The sequence below is a fragment of the Rhizobium sp. BK602 genome, from assembly GCF_014195095.1.
Taxonomy (GTDB): domain Bacteria; phylum Pseudomonadota; class Alphaproteobacteria; order Rhizobiales; family Rhizobiaceae; genus Rhizobium.
Genome location: NZ_JACIBC010000005.1, coordinates 542,788 through 559,988 on the forward strand (window position 1 = coordinate 542,788; position 17,201 = coordinate 559,988).

Here is a 17,201-nt window from a genome sequence, read left to right on the forward strand (position 1 = left end):
CGCCGCATGATTGTCCGAGACATGATTTTCGGAGATAGGCCGCTGGCACGCAATGCCGTCCTGCTTGCTGTCGTCTGCATCCTTGCCTTTGCGGCGCTCGTCTTCCTGCGTCCGCAGCTTGCCCCGGATATGGAAGATGCAGCCGTCCTCAACCGCATCCTGCTCATCGATAGCCTGCTGCCGCGTTCGGCGATCGCGATCATCGCCGGGGCAGCGCTCGGCCTTTCCGGCGCCCTGTTGCAAAGGGTCCTGCGCAACCCGATCGCCGATGCCTCGACGCTTGGGATCGCCGCCGGCGCGCAGCTGGCGATGACGATCGCCGTCGGCCTCTTTCCGCTGCTCATCGGCCTGCCGCGGGAAATGTCCGCCTTTGCCGGCGGGCTTGCGGCTGTGCTGATCGTTCTTGCCTTGAGCTGGCGTCGTGGTCTCGATCCGGTGACGGTAGCACTATGCGGCATGATGGTGACATTGGTCGCAACCGCCCTCAGCATCACCATCATTCTCGCACGCGGCGAATATGCCATGTCGATCTTCATCTGGGGCGCCGGCGCGCTCAACCAGCAGAACTGGGATGGCGTCATCACGCTTGCCCCGCGCCTTGCCATCGGCTTTGTGGCTGCCCTCGTGCTCCTTCGTCCGCTCACGATCATGAGCTTGGACGACAGCAGCGCAAAGAGCCTCGGCCTGGCATTGCACGGCATGCGCTTCGCCATTCTGGCGCTCGCCGTCTGGCTTGCAGCCTCGGTGACGGCGCAGGTTGGCATCATCGGCTTTCTCGGCCTCGCCGCGCCTCATCTTGCAAGATCCTGCGGCGTACGCCGCACCCGGCAATTGCTGATCGCCGCGCCGCTTACCGGCGCCGGACTGTTGTTCCTCACGGATTGCCTCGTGCAACTGCTTTCACCGGGGTTTACGGATCTTGCACCGACGGGTGCCGCGACCGCGCTCCTGGGCGGACCACTCTTGCTTCTGCTCCTGCCGCGACTGCATTCGCGCGCTGCGCCGCGCGCCGATGGCGCTCCACGGGCGCGACGCAACCTCGCAGCACCCGGACGGGCACTTGCTATGCTCGCCGCCGGTTTCATTTTCCTGACGGTCTTTGCCCTGTCGGTCGGACGTGGCATCGACGGCTGGCAGGTCGCTGTCGGCAGCCGGTTCTGGGAGCTCCTGCCCTTCCGCCTGTCACGCACCGTCGTTTCGGCGACCGCCGGCGCGATGCTCGCCGCGGCCGGTTTCATCATGCAGCGCCTGACCGCCAATCCGCTTGCGAGCCCCGAGGTCCTGGGCGTCAGCGCTGGCGGTGGCGCCGGACTGACAGTGGCCCTCTTCCTGTTTGCCTTCCCCTCGCCCGCCATCACGATCACGGCGATGACGATCGGCGCGCTGATCGCATTCCTGGCCATGATGGCGCTCAGCGCCCGCGGCGGCTTCGGCCCGGAACGCCTGCTGCTTTCCGGCATTGCGATCGGTGCTCTATCCATGGCGATCGTCACCGTCGTTCTGTCCCGCGGCGACCTGCGCGGCTATCTGTTGCTGACCTGGCTGTCGGGTTCCACCAATCGAGCCGGCTCCTTCGAGGCCTGGATCGGCATCCTTTCGGCATCCTTCCTGATACCGCTATTGCCCGTCCTGCGGCGGTGGTTCGATATCCTGCCGCTTGGCGCCGGCGTCTCCCGCTCCATCGGCCTGTCGGTGGCCGCAAGCCGGCTGACTTTGGCTGTCCTGGCAGCGCTGCTGACCGCGATACCCTCTTTCCTCGTCGGCCCGCTTAGCCTGACCGGGCTGATCGCGCCGCATCTTGCCCGGCTCCTCGGCTTCCGCGACACCGTCGGACAATTGATGGCCAGCCTGCTGCTCGGCGCCATGCTGCTGACACTGGCCGATTGGCTGTCGCGAATGGTGATCTTTCCCTACGAGGTTCCCGTCGGCCTGTTCGCGGCACTGATCGGCGGCCCCTATCTCATCTGGTTTCTGACCCGCAAGGAGACTAAGCAATGATGCATGCAAGGGATTTCACCGCGTCCGGCGTTGCCACGCACAAGGATGCCGGACAGTTGCTGGATCAGTTTTGCGCGCGTTTTGCCGAGCATGTAACGGTGACGCGCAGTGCTGCGGGAGCCCATCTTGAGACCGTCATCGGCAGCGCCGACATCGCTGTCAGCAATGATCGCCTCGACATCAAGCTGCGTTGCCCGACCGCGGCAATGCTCTTCACCGTGCGCAGCATGGTCGCCGAAAACCTCTTCGAGCTTTCGGCCGGCAATGCCCTCGATCTGAGCTGGGCCGATGGACCGCAGCCATCGGCCATCCCGAACTTCCGCGAGATCAGCGTCGTCGACGCATACAACGTCACTCCACATATGCGTCGTGTCGTGGTCGCGACCGATGACGTCAGGCATTTCGTCGAAGGCGGCATGCATGTCCGCCTCCTCCTGCCGCCAAAGGGGCGCGAGCCGGTCTGGCCGCATACGGAGCCAGACGGCCGCATCCATTGGCCGAAAGGTGACGATGCCTTGATCATCCGCGCCTACACGATCCGCAGCATCGATCGTGTGCGCGGAGAGATGAACATCGATTTCGTCGTGCATGAAGGCGACAACGTCCCCGGAGCGAGCTGGGCGATGACCGCCCGCCCCGGCGATCGCGCCGGCCTCATCGGTCCGAGCGGTGGCAGCGTGCCGACGGCGCGCAAGCTCATTCTCGCCGGAGACGAAACTGCGCTGCCGGCCATAGCCCGCATCGCCGCCTCCCTGCCGGCCGATACCGAACTGCGCATCTATCTCGAGGTCGCCGACGAGCATGAAGAACAGCCGCTGACATCAAGCGCATCGACGAATGTCACCTGGCTGCATCGCAATGGCGCGCCAGCGGGCACGACCGATACCCTCGAACGCATCCTGCGCGACATCGTGCCGACCGCCGATCCCGAGACCTTTGTCTGGGTCGCCTGCGAACAGAAGCAAGCCCGCGCCATCCGCGCTTTCGTCAAGAGCGAGCTCACCCGTGACCCCGGCACCTTCAGCATCGCCGCCTATTGGCAGCTTTGATGAGGAAATCGAAGCTCGGCATGGTATGGCGTTAGCAGCTTGGCGGTAATCAGTGCCTGACCGAAGGCGATCGTGCGGGTGTAGTTGAACGCTTACTTCGTCAGGTCCGCGATGCGATTGAGGGCGCTGGCAAGGCCCTTGAGGGAGACGGCCAGTGCCAGCGGTTGGGCCGGGCCAGCGGCGGAAACAGTGATGTTGAGAGCCTTGCCGGCCCTGAGCTTTGCTATCGTGTCTGCCTCGAAGGTCAGCGGCACGAGGCAGCCTTGGGGCAGGCAGGTCGAGAACGGCAGAGTATTGCCGAGCGCGGCATCGTCGATCTTCAATTGAGCGCCCTGGGGCAGCGCCAGTCCAAGCGGCAGCACCAGCGTGCCCCGGAACTTGCCGTCGGGAGCCTTGCCGATCTCCACGGCCAGGACGGTCTGCTTGGTCTGATTGTTGGTTTGGACCTGTCGGACGAGGCAGGACGGCGCATTGGCCTGCATCTGGCAGACGACGCCCCAATCGTCGTACGTCTCGACCAGCGAACTCGCGCCGCCAGGCAGCGGGGCGGCGGCGGCTGCGCTACCGACGAGCGCAAGCGTTGCTGCCAGTAGCGAGGCCTTCGGCAAATAGCGGGATGACGTCATTCGAACAGGTTCCTTTATATGGTGGGTATCCGACCGCCCTGCCAGAGCTATTCAGGTCCGCCGAACGACCATTGTTCGGCGGCTTGTGTGCGGTCGTTATGGCGTTGCTTGGGTCGGAAGCGAAACGCAACCGCTGCCACTGTCGAGGCAGACGAACGTTCCCTCGAAGCGAGGATCGGTGATCAGGTCGCCGCTGTCATCTGCTGTTTCGGTGTCGTGGGACACCGGCTGGACCGGCGCGAACCGGCCGGTGTCGAAGGTCGGCGCGACCGAGCTTGCCTGTGTGCCGGGTTTGGGATCGGCGGCCATTTCCACGGTCAGCACACCGGGAAGGAAACTCATATGATAATTGGCGGACGCCAGAAGCGTGCCTTGGGTGATCGCATAGGCGCCCGGCTCGCTAAAGCGGGTTGCCGAGGTCGCGAGCTCTCCCGAAAGCCTGTCGCCGTTGACCAAACCCTCGCCACCGAGCGTATAGGTGAGCGCCGGATTGGTAAGGCCAAAGCGGCGGTTGAGAGCGTCGGCGGTGACGGTGATGGCGCGCGGGTTCACGGTAAGGTTGGCGCCGGTATAGGTCAGGGCGTAGTTGCTGGAGGCAGCGAGCGTCCCCTGGGCGATGGCATAGGCACCGATATTGGAATATTGTCCTGCCGAGGTCGAAAGCGAACCGGACAGCGCATCGCTGTTGACGAGGCCTGAGGCTGTGTAGGTCAGCGCCGGATTGGCATCGCCATAGGTTCTCGACAGCGCATTCGCCGTCACCGTCAGTGCCCGTTGGTTCACGGTGAGGTTGGCTCCGGTATAGGTGATTGCGTAATTGGCATTGCCGAGACCGCCGAGGGTGATGCCGTAACTGCCCACATTCGAATACTGCCCCGCCGCGGTCGACAGCGAACCGGAGAGCGTGTCGCCGTTGACGAGGCCCGAGGCTGTGTAGGTCAGCGCCGGGTTGGCATCGCCATAGGTTTTCGACAGCGCATCCGCCGCCACCATCAGTGCCCGTTGGTTCACGGTGAGGTTGGCGCCATTATAGGTGATCGCGTAATTGGCATGGCCGAGGCCGCCGAGGGTGATGCCGTAGCGGCCCACATTCGAATACTGCCCCGCCGCGCTCGAAAGCGATCCCGAGAGCGTGTCGCCATTGACGAGGCCTGCACCACCGAGCGTGTAGGTTAGTGTCGGATTGGCGTCACCATAGGTTTTCGACAGCGCATCCGCCGTCACCGTCAATGCCCGCGGATTTACGGTGAGGTCCGCGCCGCTATAGGTGATTGCGTAGTTTGCGTTGGCCAGCGATCCTTGCATGATCGCATAAGCACCGACGTTGGAATATTGCCCTGCCGAGGTCGAGAGCGAACCGGACAGGGTGTCGCCATTGACCAGGCCCGCCGCCATATAGGTCAACGTCGGATTGGCATCGCCATAGGCTCTCGACAACGCATCCGCCGTCACCGTCAGCGCACGCGGGGTGATCGTCAGGTTCGCACCAGTATAGGTGATCGCGTAATTGGCATTGCCGAGACTGCCGAGGGCGATGCCGTAGCTGCCAACATTGGAATACTGCCCTGCCGAAGTCGAAAGCGACCCGGTGAGCGTGTCGTTGTTGACGAGGCCCGCACCGCCGACTGTATAGGTCAGCGCCGGATTGGCATCGCCATAGGTTCGGCTGGCGCTATCCGCCGTGACCGTGATAGCGCGCTTGGCGATATCAGCAAGGTCTGTGGCCGTGTTGGAAGCCAGCATATAGTTGCCCGCATCCGCCCCGGCGAGCGATAAACCAGAGATGGTGACCGTCTTACCCGTGCCGGCATTCTTGTCGGAGAAGGTACCGCTGAAGCCGTTGCCGAGAGCGAGGTTGTCGCCTGATACCATGCCGTTGAAGACCGCACCCGCTGTGTTCAGCGTCGCGTCGGTCGTACCGTCATAGGTCTTGCCGCTGGCGGTGATACCGCCGATCGAGGAGATCGTCGCTCTGGCGATATCGACCATGTCCGTGCCGCCGGCCAGCGTGTAGTTCGAGGCCAGCCCGCCATTCGTGCCATCGCCCAGAGCCAGCGAACCAAGCGTCCAGCCCTTGCCCGACCCGGCATTCTTGTCGGCCATGATGCCGGTGCCGGACAGCGTCAGCGTCTCGCCGCCGACCAGGTTCGACAGCGTGAAGATCGAAGCATCGAGATCCGTCGAACCGTTATAGGTGCGGCTGCCCGAGAGGTTCACGACACGCTGGTCGATATCGGCCAGCGTCGTCGCCGTGTTCGTATCCAGCCTGTAGTTCTGCGCGTCGGCGCCGCCAAGCGTCAGGCCGGAGATGCCGATCGTTTTGCCCGTTCCGACATTTTGGTCGGAGAAGGCGCCAAGCGCGCTACCGACCGTCAGGCTATCGCCGGCGATCATGCCGTTGAAGACGGCACCCGACGTGTTGAGCGTCGCATCGGTCGTGCCGTCATAGGTCTTGTTCCCTGCCGTGATGCCACCGATCGACGTGATGCTGGCGCGGGTGATGCTCGCGAAGGTGTCATGGCTGGTGATGGCGAGCTGGTAATTGCCGGCATCCGCTCCGGTCAGATAGAGGCCGTCGATGGTGACTGTCTTGAAGCTGCCGGCATTCTTGTCGGAGAAGTTGGCGCTGGTATAGCCAACATGCATGTCATCGGTGCTGATGACCGGCACCGTGGAGATAGTGACGGTGGCCGTCGTCGTGCCGTCATAGACCTTGCTGCTGGCACTGATGGCGTTGAAGAATACATAGGCCTTGGCGATGTCGGCGGTCGTCGTCGCTATGGTGGAGGCGAGCGTATAGTTGGCCGCATCCGCGCCGCCGAGCGAGAGGCCGGTGATGCCGACCGTCTTGTTCGATCCGGCATTCTTGTCGGAGAAAGCACCGGTAGCGGTCGCGACCGTCAGCGTGTCGCCGGCGACCATGCCGGTGAAGCCTGCGCCAGAGGTCCCCAGCGTCGCACTCGTGCCGCCGTCATAGGTCTTGTTGCCGGCGGTGATGCCCGTGATCGAGGAGATGGTCGCCTTGGCGATGTCGGCGGTGGTCGTCGCGATATTGGAAGCGAGCGTATAGTTGCCGGCATCCGCGCCGCCGAGCGAAAGCCCGGTGATACCGACCGTCTTGTTCGATCCGGCATTCTTGTCGGAGAAGGTGCCGGTGGCGGTCGCGACCGTCAGGGCATCGCCGGCGACCATGCCGGTGAAGCCCGCAGCCGATGTGTTCAGCGTCGCACTCGTGCTGCCGTCATAGGTCTTGTTGTCGGCGGTGATTCCGGTGATCGAGGAGAGCGTCGCCCTGGCTATATCCGCCGTGATCGTCGCCGTATCGGAGGCGAGCGTATAGTTGGCCGCATCCGCGCCGCCGAGCGAGAGGCCGGCGATATCAACTGTCTTGCCGATTCCGGCATTCTTGTCGGAGAAGGCGCCGGTGGAGGTCGCGACCGTCAGCGTGTCGCCGGCAGCCATGCCGGTAAAACCCGCACCGGATGTGTTCCAGGTTACATCGGTGGTCCCGTCGTAGGTCTTGTTGTCGGCGATGATGCCGGTGATGGAGGAGATAGTCGCCTTGGCGATATCGACAGTGCCCGTGCCGCCAACCAGCGTGTAGTTCGAGGCCAGACCGGTGCCGTCGCCGAGCGACAGCGAGCCGAGCGACAATGCCTTGCCGATGCCGACATTCTTGTCGGTCATGGAGCCTGCGCCTGTCAGCGTCAGGGTCTCGCCATTGGCGAGGTTGTCGAGCGTCACATTGGCGGCCGCGACATCGGTGGTACCGTCATAGGCACGGCTGCCCGTAAGGCTCAGCACCCGCTGCGCAATCGTCAGGCCATCCGAGCCGTAGTCGACATAGTAGTCGCCAGCCGCCCCGGTGGAGTAGCTCAGCGCGATCACATTGGCGTCGGAATAGGCATGGGTGCCGGCCCCGGTCGAGGTCGTAATCGCACTGCCCCAGCCGAGGCTGACATTGGCCGAACCGAGACCATCGACTGTGATGCCGCCGATCGAGGCCGCATCGCCATAGGTCGAGGATGTATTGCCCGACAGGCGGACATAATAGTCATAGACCGGATCAGTGGTCAGGCTGCGCAGCACCGGCGAGCCGCCGGTCTTCGACACCGCCCAGATCGAGCCGAAATCCCAGCCCGCGTCAATGAACTTGAACGGATCGGCCATCTGCGCCGTCGTCAAGCCGGTCCCCGCGCAACCGCTGTAGTTGTATCCGCAGGCGTTCGATTGCCCGGTGGTATTGCTGTCCCAGAAGCTGGCACTGATCGTGCCGCCGTAGTTAAAACCCACCAGCCCGCCGGCATAGACGCTCCCGCTGACCGCGCCGGTGGCATAGGAATTGCTAATCGCGCTGTTGAGGTTAATGCCCACCAGCCCACCGACAGTGTTGTTGCCACTAACCGCGCCAGTGGCGTAGGAATTGCTGATCGTGGCGCTGAGATTATAGCCCACCAGCCCACCGACATTGATATTACCACTAACCGCGGCGGTGGCGTAGGAGTTGCTGATCGTGCCGTCGGAGTTGCCTATAAGCCCACCGACACCGTTATTACCACTAACCGCGCCGGTGACGTAGGAATTGATCGTGACGCTGTCGTTACGGCCCGCTAGCCCGCCTACGTAATCCCCGCCCGAAACACTGGTGTTGACAAGGCCGAGATTGGTGACGCTGCCGCCCGAGCCGATATAGCCGAACAAGCCGACTAAGGTCTCACTCGACCGATTGACGGTCAGTCCGTTGATCGTGCGGCCCGCACCGTCGAGACTGCCGGTGAAGGTGGCACTGCCGTTACCGATAGGCACCCAGCCGCTGGTGGAGAAGATGCCGGCGGCATCGCTCCCATCCGTCTCGCTAGCGTCGATATCACCCGCGAGCTTGTATTTGCCGCCACGGTTTGCGTTCATCAGCGCGAGTTGGTGCAGGTTGGAGATGGCGATGACGCCGCTGGAATCGGCGGAAGCAGCCTCCGAGCGCAGGATCGGACGCATGTCGCCGGATTGGAACCAGATATTGTCGAAATCCCAGCCCGCGTAGTTCGTGGTGCTGTTGGCCGAATCGCGCGCTTGCGCGGTCGTCAAACCGGTCGCCGTGCAGGTGCCCGCATTGCCGCCACAGGCGCTCGACTGGCCGGTGGTTTCCGTATCCCAGTAGCTGGCGGTGATCGCGCCGTAGCTGGTGTTAAACCCAACCAGACCGCCAAGCGAAGTTGAACCAGTGACGGCACCGGTAGCATAGGCATTGGTGATCGTCGCGTAGTTGTAACCGACCAGACCGCCGATATAACTACCGAAGCTCGCGCTGACCGCACCCGTGGCATAGGCATTGGTGATCGCATCATAGTTATAACCGACCAGGCCGCCGACATAACCGGAGGTCCCGCTGACCGCACCAGTGGCATAAGAATAATTGATTGCACCCGAACTCAATCCCACCAGACCACCGACATAAGCCGCACTGCTCACCCTGCCCGTGGCATAGGCCTGACTGATTGTGCCGTAGCTGTAGCCCACCAGCCCGCCGGTGTAGGTGCCGGTGCTGGTGACCGCGCCGGTGGCATAGGCATTACTGATCGTGCCACTCTCGAAGAAGCCCACCAGCCCGCCAGTAAAAGTGCCACCGCTCACGGTGCTGGTGGCATAGCTGTTGGTGATCTGCCCAAAATAATCACCCGCCAAAGCGCCGACATTGTTATTGCCGCTGATCGAACCGCCAACAAGGCCGACATTCGAAATGACCGAGGCAGTGGTAAGGCCGAACAGGCCGACACGATTGACCGACGGGCGGTTGATGGTCAGCCCGGATATGGTGTGGCCCTGACCGTCGAAGTTGCCGGTGAAGCCACTGCGATCATTCGTGCCGTTGCCCCGGCCATCGGTTCCGATCGGCACGAAGCCGGCCCCGTTATTCCAGCTGGCCGTGCCCGAGGCGTCGATGTCGTCGACCAGTTTCCATTTGGCGCGAAGATTGGCGGAAGACGAGCCGATCCCTTGCAGGCCGTAGACGTCGCTGACCTGATAGGGGCTGCTTGTCGAGCCATCGCCGCCGGTGGCGCGCAGGAACGAAGCGCCATCGGTGATGCGGAAGTCCTGCGCCGAGAAAGCGGGCAGCGTTGCGCTGTTCTGCACCCAGTTGCCCGAAGCCAGCACGAAGGCGCCGACATTCACCGCCGCCGGCGCGGAAATCGTGCCGCCGGAAGAGACGATCAGGCCGCCATTTGCGGTGATCGCGCTGTTGATGTTGATGTCCGAGGCCGCCGCGAGCGTCAGCGTCGTGAGCGCGCTCCAGTTGATCGGCGCCGCCACCGTGATCGTGCCGGCCTGCGGATTGGCGGCATCGGACGAGGAGCCGGTCGTCACGGTGACATTGGCGGTCGCGAGCGCATTGGTCAGCGTGTTGACATTGATGACGCTGTCATTGCCGGTGGCGTTGAAGCTGCCGTCGGCATTGCTGTCCGTGCCGGACGAGATCGTCACGTTGTAAGGATCGAGCAGCAGATCGCCGAACGCGCCGTTGGCGGCGGAGAGGTCGGTGACGCCGCTATAGGAGAGCAGCGCCTTGCCGGAGACTTCCGCGTTACCGCCATTGCCGTAGAGCGAACCGCCGCGCGCGGTGATGGTGCCGGCGAAGCTGGTGAGATCATCCGACCACAAGACGACGTTGCCGCCACTGCCCGATGTGATCGCATCGGCATTGATGGTGGTGCCGGCATCGACGGTCAGCGTCTTGGCATGCTTCAAGGTGCCGCCGCCCTGCCGCTCGCCGCCGATATCGATGGTGCCGCCGCCGGTCTTGCCGGAAGCATCGACTTTGGCGGAAGCGAGCTTGACCGCCCGACCGGTCACCGCGACCTTGCCGCCCGTGCCGGCGGCATTGCCGGCATCGAGCGTGCCGGAGATCGCCACCTCGCCGTCATCGCCGGTGAGCGTGATGTCGCCGCTCTTGCCGGAAACGCCCTTGGCTTCGATCGTACCGGACATGTTGACGGCCTGACGCGCCATGTCCTTGGCGGCAGCGGCCGAAAGCTGCACCGTACCGCCATTGGCGGAGATCTTGCCGCTGTTGGAGACGAGCGCTTTCGTGCCCGTAGCCGATGTGGGGATCGCTACCTGCAGGAAGCCGTCGCCAGCCAGATCGAGCGTCGCCTGCTCGCCCGAACCGAGCGCCGCCTTGCCCATCGGCACGGTGATCACGCCGGAGTTCTCGACCGAACCGCCGATCAAGGCGAGATAACCGCCACGATTGATGGTGATCGCGCCCGCATTGGTCACGGAGCTGGATGCGCCGTTGCCGCTAAACGTCCGCTTGCCAGCCATGAAATCGTCGTCGGAGATGCCGAGCGTCGAGGCGACGAAAGCACCGGTATTGATGGTTCCCGTCGGGGTGATGGCGATGCCGTTGGGGTTGACCAGATAGACCTGTCCGTTGGCGGCAAGGCTGCCGGCAATGGTCGTCGTGGTCGAGCCGGTGACGCGGTTGAGGATGGCCGAGGAGGCATCCGGCTGAACGAAGGTGACGCCATTGCCCTGACCGATATTGAAGGTCTGCCAGTTGACGACGGCGTTGGCGCTCGTCTGGTTGATCGTCAGCGTGCCATTTGATGGCGTGCCGATCGTCGCGCTGCCCGCCGCGACGCTTCCACCCGTCGGCAGGGACTGGGCAAAGGCCGGATTGGCCCCGACCAGTGCCGTGGAGGTAAGAAGGGCGATGAGCCTCGTCCGACGGGGGACAGGGCGGACGATAGAGCGGCGGTCTTTGACGTGAAGCATGGCGAAGGCCCTAGAACTGGAACGCTGCCGAGAGCGTGAAGCGATTGTCGTTCGAACCATCACCGAAGCGTTCGGTGCGGCCGTATTCGAGGCTGAGGGTCGCGGAATCGAAGCTTGCCTGCTCGGCGGCGCCGAGGCGCAGGCCCGCCCCATAGGACGCTCCTCGCGCCCAGGCCGTTTCCAGCGCGGTCGGCTGGTGCAGGCGCACGCCGCCATAGGCCCCGAACAGATAGGGTGAGACGAGGAAGGCGCCGCTCGTCGCCCCCGCCGCCGCAAGGCCAGTGCCCTGCTGTGCCGGGAAAGCCGGAAGCGCGAACGGCAGGCTGAACGGCACCGTGAATGGAAACTGCGCCTCGGCGCGGACGACGAAGCCGTCATCGCCCTGCATCAAGCCGGACGGAAACGTCGAAAGGCCGGTGGTCGAGGCAAGCCCGATCTGCTCGGAATTGAGCAGCGGTTGGCCGAAGGACGTCTGCGCCTTGGCGCTCAGATTGAAGGTCAGGTGTTCGGCGATCGGCTGGCGATAGCCAAGCGTGAGTTCGAGTTTCTGGAAATCATCGTCGGCGCCCTGGCGCGACAGAGGCGTATCGCTGGCGGCAGCGTCCGCAGCACTGCGCGCGCCCAGCCCATCGATGCCGAAGGAGCCGGTCAGCCCGGTGGTGAGCAGCGAATCGCCAAACACATACCAGGAGAGGTCCGCCCCGGTTCGCAGGACGCGCAGCCGGTCTTTCGACAGAGCGACGCCGCCGAGATTGATGGCGCTCAGTTCCTCGTCCTGCGCGTCGAAGGCGCCGGTCAGGTTGAGCGTCAGGTTGCGCGACCGGATCAGCGGGTAGTTGAGCCTGGCGGAGTAGCGGGTGAAATCCGACAGGAAAGCGGTGCTGCCGACCTCGGCTTCCGGCGCGGTGCGCGAGACCGTCGCCTCCAGATTGAGGCTCAGTCCATCATTACCGAGCGGCAAGGTGACGCCGCCGGCCAGCATGCGGTTGCGCGGCACTCCCGAAAAGAAACCGGTGCCGCCGTCGAAGCGCGGAGCGCCGGAGGCACGCAGATAGACGAGTTCCCCAAAACCGAACACCGAATTGAAGTCGATACCCACACCCGTATTGTATTTGCCAAGCAGGTCCGACTGCCGGTTGTCCGTGGTGAGGGAGAAGAGCACTGGCTTGTAACGAGCCTCGATCGTGAGGACACTGCCGCCGGGCTTCGTCCCCCTGGAAAGAGTCGAGCGCAGCACGGTGCCAGGCAGGTCACCGGCCAGCAGCACCCGTCGTTCGATCTCCGCATTGGTGATGCTTTTCCGACCCACGAGCGGCGCCAGCAGTTTGGCGACGCGTTCACGGATATTGTCCGGCAGATGCGAGGTATCGATTGTCTCCAGGAAGCCGTCGATGACGGCGACGCGCAAAGTCGCGCCGTCCACGAGACGTTGCGCCGGCAGGAGAACACGCACCAACGGATAGCCTTTTGCGGCATAGGCTGCCTGCAAACGGCTCGTGGCAGCAAAGAGATCGGCAGCGGTGACCGTCTTGCCGGCAAGTTCTGCCTTCAGCTTCGCCGCGTCTTCCGCCAGCGCCGGCAGGCCGCCCTCCATGACAAGGCTCCCGATATGAACGTCGAGCTTTTCCGCACCGGCGGGCGCGGTCTGCCCTGCGCCTTCGGGGATCACGATGCCGCGCACCTGCTTCTGCAATTGCGGTTCGAACGTTTGCGGGGTCACCTGCGAGGCAGTCTGCGCCAGGACCGGCCCCGCCGAAAGCAGCATGATCGCCGTTCCGGCGTGCAGCGCGGTCCGCCGCGCATCGTCATATCTCGAAATCAAAATGCACCCGACCCGACTGTTTCCCCTTATGTTGTTCCCGACGTAGGAAAATTCTCCGTGATTGTCTGCGTCCATTTTTGACTGCCCGCGAACCGGCATCGACCCTTCAATACGCATCAGGGGCTGGGTCGGACTGCTGCCGAACAACGTCGGGACCTATGCGATTAGGCTGGAGCACCGGCAATGCTGTGAAACAGTCATAAGATGCGCCCTCGCCTATCGCGGTCGCGGCGCTTTTGGGGGCGGACACCTTCATCATCCCGCGCTATTCCATCGGCACCGCGCAAGCGATGGCGAAGATGACACCCAGAGCCTTCATGCAGGCCGCGAATTCCAGGATTGACCTTGGAAAGCACGGCTTGAGCGCCCCGCTTCAGTGCCCGGCGATATCCGGCGTCTATCGCGGATCGCCGGTCGGCAGGCCGACGTCGACAAGCGTTCGCAGAATGGCCTGGGTGGCGACGAGGTAGGTGTCGCTCGCATTGCGACTCGAGAGGGGTAGAGTGCGAACGGTGAAGTCGGGACGGAGCGCCATGCCCTTCAGGAGCGCTTCCCATGCCTCTTTCTTGCGGCCAAGGCGCCGGTAGGCGGTCGCCAGCAGCATGTAGGAGCGGCCGGAACCGGGGGTGATGGCGATCGATCGTTCCAGCAACCCGATTGCTTCCACGTTGCGATCGAGCAGCAAGTTCGCCCAACCTGCTCCGAGCAGCCATGTCCAGCGCGAGACCGCCGGCGTATCGAAGCGGTCGGCCTCGGTGAATGTCCGCAACCCATCCTCGAAGCGGCCGAGCTGGACCTCTGCGAGACCGATCTGATAGAGCGCCGCACCGTCCCAGGGATTCAGTGTCAGCGCACGCGCGCAGGCGACAAGACTTTCGGCGAACTGGTTGGTCGCCGTCAGGAAGCGGCAATATGCGCCCAGCACGGGTATGGATTGTGGTCGCGACCGCAGAGCATCTTCCAGCAAGGCGCGGGCATCGGTTTCGGCGGCGGCTTTTTCGGTGGGGTTATACCAGCCCATTTGCACAGCGCGCAGATGCAGACCGGCAAGCGCCACTCGCAGATCGATGTTTTCGGGATCGGCGGCACGATATGTCTCAAGGATCTCCCGCGCGGTCGCAAAACGCTCGCGCGTCGTCTGGTTGATCGACGCGACAGCCTGCTGGATCGCGATATCCGCGCCGCCTGCCCGTTGCGGGCTGTCTCGTTCACCAAGATCGTTCATCCGGACGGCCAGCGCATAGCCGACGCCCGCCGCAAGGCGGGACTGAAGGCGTTGCGGATCGGTTTCCCCGGCATCCGCCGCTATCTCGGCCACCGTCTGAATCTCGCCGCTAGCGACATTTGTGAGGCGCGCCTGAATGGTCCAGGATTGTCCGATTTTGTTGAGATCGGCGCGCACCTGGTAGGTGACATGCGTATTCGATCGCTCGCTTGCGACAAGATCGATGCCTTCGATCTTGGAAAGGCCGCTGACCAGCTCGGCGGTGATGCCGCGAGAGAGCGCGATACCCTCGGGGCCGCCGGCGGCATCGGTGATCGGCAGCACTTCCAACACGAGCCGGGAGGGCTGGAAAAGATAGAAACGGCCGAAAACAATGAGGAGTGCTACAGCCAGAACGCCGAGGCTGGCGAGCACTGCGGCGCGAAGTCTCCAGTGCGGCCATGCGCCGAACTGCTTTCCCGCCTGCGGGAGCGGCGCCGCCTTCTCCCGCTCCTGTCCATTGGTAACATCGACGGCGAACAGATAACCCCGTCCCGAGACCAGCTTGATCATCTGCCGCTCGCGATCGCCGAGCGCAGTGCGGATTTCGCGGATGCACTGGAAGAGGCTGTCCTCGCCGACATGGATGCCGGGCCAGACGACTTCCATCAAGTCCTGTTTGCCGAGGACGCGATGGCTGTTGGCAGCAAACAATTTCAGCAGTTCGAAGGCTTTTGGGCGCAGCCGGATCATGGACCCGTCAGGCGCGCGCAGTTCGGCACGCTCCGGATTCAGAACAAAGCCCGAAAATAAGAACAAGTGCCCCCCACGCCCTTTCGCAACACGACGCACCATAATGAGCACCCGGCGGAGCCGTCAACCGGCAGGATCGGGTGTCCGGCGGACGGTCTGGCAGCAAATTTCAGAAAAGAATCGGAAAATATCAGAATTCTGCCGGCCGGCCTTCAGGACGTTGCGCCGGCATCGCGGCTATCTGTCGAACAGGCCGCAAGGTTGCAGCCGATAATGCATGACCGGGGAACGACCGTGCCTAACAACAAGAAGAAGAGAGCGCAGACCCGTCTGTCATGGCTCTGTATCCCTGGAGTGTCAGCTCGTGACGTCCATGCTTGAGCGGCGCGTCCACCTCGTTCCGCAAGCAAGCGGGATTGACCGTCTGATGGCAGCGGAAGCCTTTGGCGATGCGGTCCGGTTGCTCGCGCAGAGTTTCATCGCAAGCCATGTGGCCGCGCCGCGTCCGTCGGCGTTGTTCGCCTCGCAGCAACGCTGGCTGCTCTCGCAAGCAGCGCTCGCCTGGCATTTTCGTACCGCCAAGGCTGGCGGACCGGGCGTGTCTCGGCGGGTTGTCGCGCATCTCGCGGTCCAGCACAATATTGCCAGCCGCAACACCGCCTATGCGTTCTTCGACGAAATTCTGAAATACGGCCTCGTCTGTCCCGCGCTCGGAGAGAGCCGTACAGGAGAAGTCGTGCCCGCGCCGGAAGCCCTGCCGGTGCTCGGCGTCTGGTACGAGGTGCATCTTGCCGCTCTCGACCGTATCGACGGGGGAGACAGGAGCAGCCGCTTCCGCAGCGCGCCCGAACGCCTGCTTCCACTTCTCGCTCCTGTTATCGGCGATCGCCTCCTGGCGAGCCCCGAGATACGCATGCCGGGGCCGCTTTACCGGATCTTCGCCTGGACCGACGCCGGCGGGCATTTGATGGACCGGCTTGTCGCGGGCATCGATGGACGCGCATCGCCGCCTGGCGGCTACCTGACGGATGTCAGATCGATCTCGCATCTCGCCGATTTCCTCGCGCTCTCACGGGCGCATACCAGCCGCAAAATCGCCGAAGCGGAATCGATCGGAGGCTTAGGCTGGAATGGTCGACGCGGGCGCTCGCGCATCTGGATTTCGGACAGTTTTTATATGGAATACGCGATGGCGCAAGCACGCAAGCTCATCATCTTCCAGGAGGCATTCGAAGAGATCGAAGGGCGGTCTTCACACATGAACGACGATGATTGTGCCACAATCCCCCGCGTCGATTGGCAGGATACCCTCAAAACATAGCTCGTCATCGCAACCCGTCGCCCTTGGCAGCCGAAACAGAAATCATTAGACGCGCTCACAGCGCCTTCTGGAGCTCTGGGAGTGCCTCGAAGAGGTCGGCGACGAGGCCATAGTCGGCGATCTGGAAGATCGGGGCTTCCTCGTCCTTGTTGATGGCGACGATCACCTTGCTGTCCTTCATGCCGGCCAGATGCTGGATGGCCCCGGAAATGCCGCAGGCGATATAGAGCTGCGGCGCCACCACCTTGCCGGTCTGCCCCACCTGCCAGTCGTTCGGCGCATAGCCGGCATCGACGGCCGCGCGGCTCGCACCGACGGCAGCACCCAGCTTGTCGGCGACGGGCAGGATGACCTCCTTGAACTTCTCCGCCGAGCCGAGCGCCCGGCCACCCGAGATGATGATCTTGGCCGAGGTCAGCTCCGGACGGTCCGAGGCCGACAGGGCGTCGCCGATAAAGCTGGACAGGCCGGGATTGGCAACCGCGGCGATCGTCTCGACGGCTGCCGAACCGCCTTCAGAGGCAGAGGCGAACGAGGCGGTGCGCACGGTGATCACCTTCTTCGCATCGCCCGACTGCACCGTCTGGATGGCATTGCCGGCATAGATCGGCCGCTTGAAGGTATCGGCCGAGACCACCTCGATGATCTCCGAGATCTG

8 protein-coding genes are annotated in these 17,201 nt (G+C 63.5%); 3 read left to right on the forward strand and 5 right to left on the reverse strand.

Translation table 11 applies throughout. The features are described from left to right. Positions 1-21 precede the first annotated feature (21 nt). Positions 22-1,998, forward strand: a complete 1,977-nt coding sequence (gene fhuB, locus FHX11_RS19040; protein ID WP_246781079.1) for a Fe(3+)-hydroxamate ABC transporter permease FhuB — start codon at positions 22-24, stop codon at positions 1,996-1,998. Further along, positions 1,995-3,047 carry a siderophore-interacting protein gene (locus FHX11_RS19045; RefSeq protein ID WP_246781080.1) on the forward strand — a complete coding sequence of 351 codons (1,053 nt, stop codon included), beginning with the start codon at positions 1,995-1,997 and terminating at the stop codon, positions 3,045-3,047. The genes fhuB and FHX11_RS19045 overlap by 4 nt, the downstream gene beginning before the upstream one ends. A gap of 92 nt (positions 3,048-3,139) precedes the next feature. Here the strand turns inward: FHX11_RS19045 and FHX11_RS19050 are convergent, their stop codons facing one another. The 4 genes from FHX11_RS19050 to FHX11_RS19065 all read right to left on the reverse strand — a co-directional run bounded on the left by FHX11_RS19050 (position 3,140) and on the right by FHX11_RS19065 (position 15,288). Continuing rightward, complete coding sequence (locus FHX11_RS19050) at positions 3,140-3,673, reverse strand: invasion associated locus B family protein (RefSeq protein ID WP_184359367.1); 534 nt, start codon at positions 3,671-3,673, stop codon at positions 3,140-3,142. A 96-nt stretch (positions 3,674-3,769) separates the two neighbouring features. After that, positions 3,770-11,443 carry a YDG domain-containing protein gene (locus FHX11_RS19055; RefSeq protein ID WP_184359369.1) on the reverse strand — a complete coding sequence of 2,558 codons (7,674 nt, stop codon included), beginning with the start codon at positions 11,441-11,443 and terminating at the stop codon, positions 3,770-3,772. Between the two features lie 10 nt (positions 11,444-11,453). Continuing rightward, positions 11,454-13,208, reverse strand: coding sequence for a ShlB/FhaC/HecB family hemolysin secretion/activation protein (locus FHX11_RS19060; RefSeq protein ID WP_246781081.1), 1,755 nt, complete (start codon positions 13,206-13,208; stop codon positions 11,454-11,456). A gap of 454 nt (positions 13,209-13,662) precedes the next feature. Next, positions 13,663-15,288 carry a winged helix-turn-helix domain-containing protein gene (locus tag FHX11_RS19065; RefSeq protein WP_184359373.1) on the reverse strand — a complete coding sequence of 542 codons (1,626 nt, stop codon included), beginning with the start codon at positions 15,286-15,288 and terminating at the stop codon, positions 13,663-13,665. A 298-nt stretch (positions 15,289-15,586) separates the two neighbouring features. Here FHX11_RS19065 and FHX11_RS19070 point away from each other — a divergent pair, with 298 nt between their 5' ends. Next, positions 15,587-16,543, forward strand: coding sequence for a hypothetical protein (locus FHX11_RS19070; protein ID WP_184359375.1), 957 nt, complete (start codon positions 15,587-15,589; stop codon positions 16,541-16,543). Positions 16,544-16,598: 55 nt separating this feature from the next. Here FHX11_RS19070 and FHX11_RS19075 read toward each other — a convergent pair. Further along, positions 16,599-17,201, reverse strand: a 603-nt coding sequence (locus FHX11_RS19075) for an electron transfer flavoprotein subunit alpha/FixB family protein (protein ID WP_184359377.1), incomplete at its 5' end; no start/stop codon positions are given.

Coding starts and splice junctions, on each gene's coding strand:
- fhuB (WP_246781079.1), top strand. CDS start 22: ATGATTTTCGGAGATAGGCCGCTGGCACGCAATGCCGTCCTGCTTGCT.
- FHX11_RS19045 (WP_246781080.1), top strand. CDS start 1,995: ATGATGCATGCAAGGGATTTCACCGCGTCCGGCGTTGCCACGCACAAG.
- FHX11_RS19050 (WP_184359367.1), bottom strand. CDS start 3,673: ATGACGTCATCCCGCTATTTGCCGAAGGCCTCGCTACTGGCAGCAACG.
- FHX11_RS19055 (WP_184359369.1), bottom strand. CDS start 11,443: ATGCTTCACGTCAAAGACCGCCGCTCTATCGTCCGCCCTGTCCCCCGT.
- FHX11_RS19060 (WP_246781081.1), bottom strand. CDS start 13,208: ATGCTGCTTTCGGCGGGGCCGGTCCTGGCGCAGACTGCCTCGCAGGTG.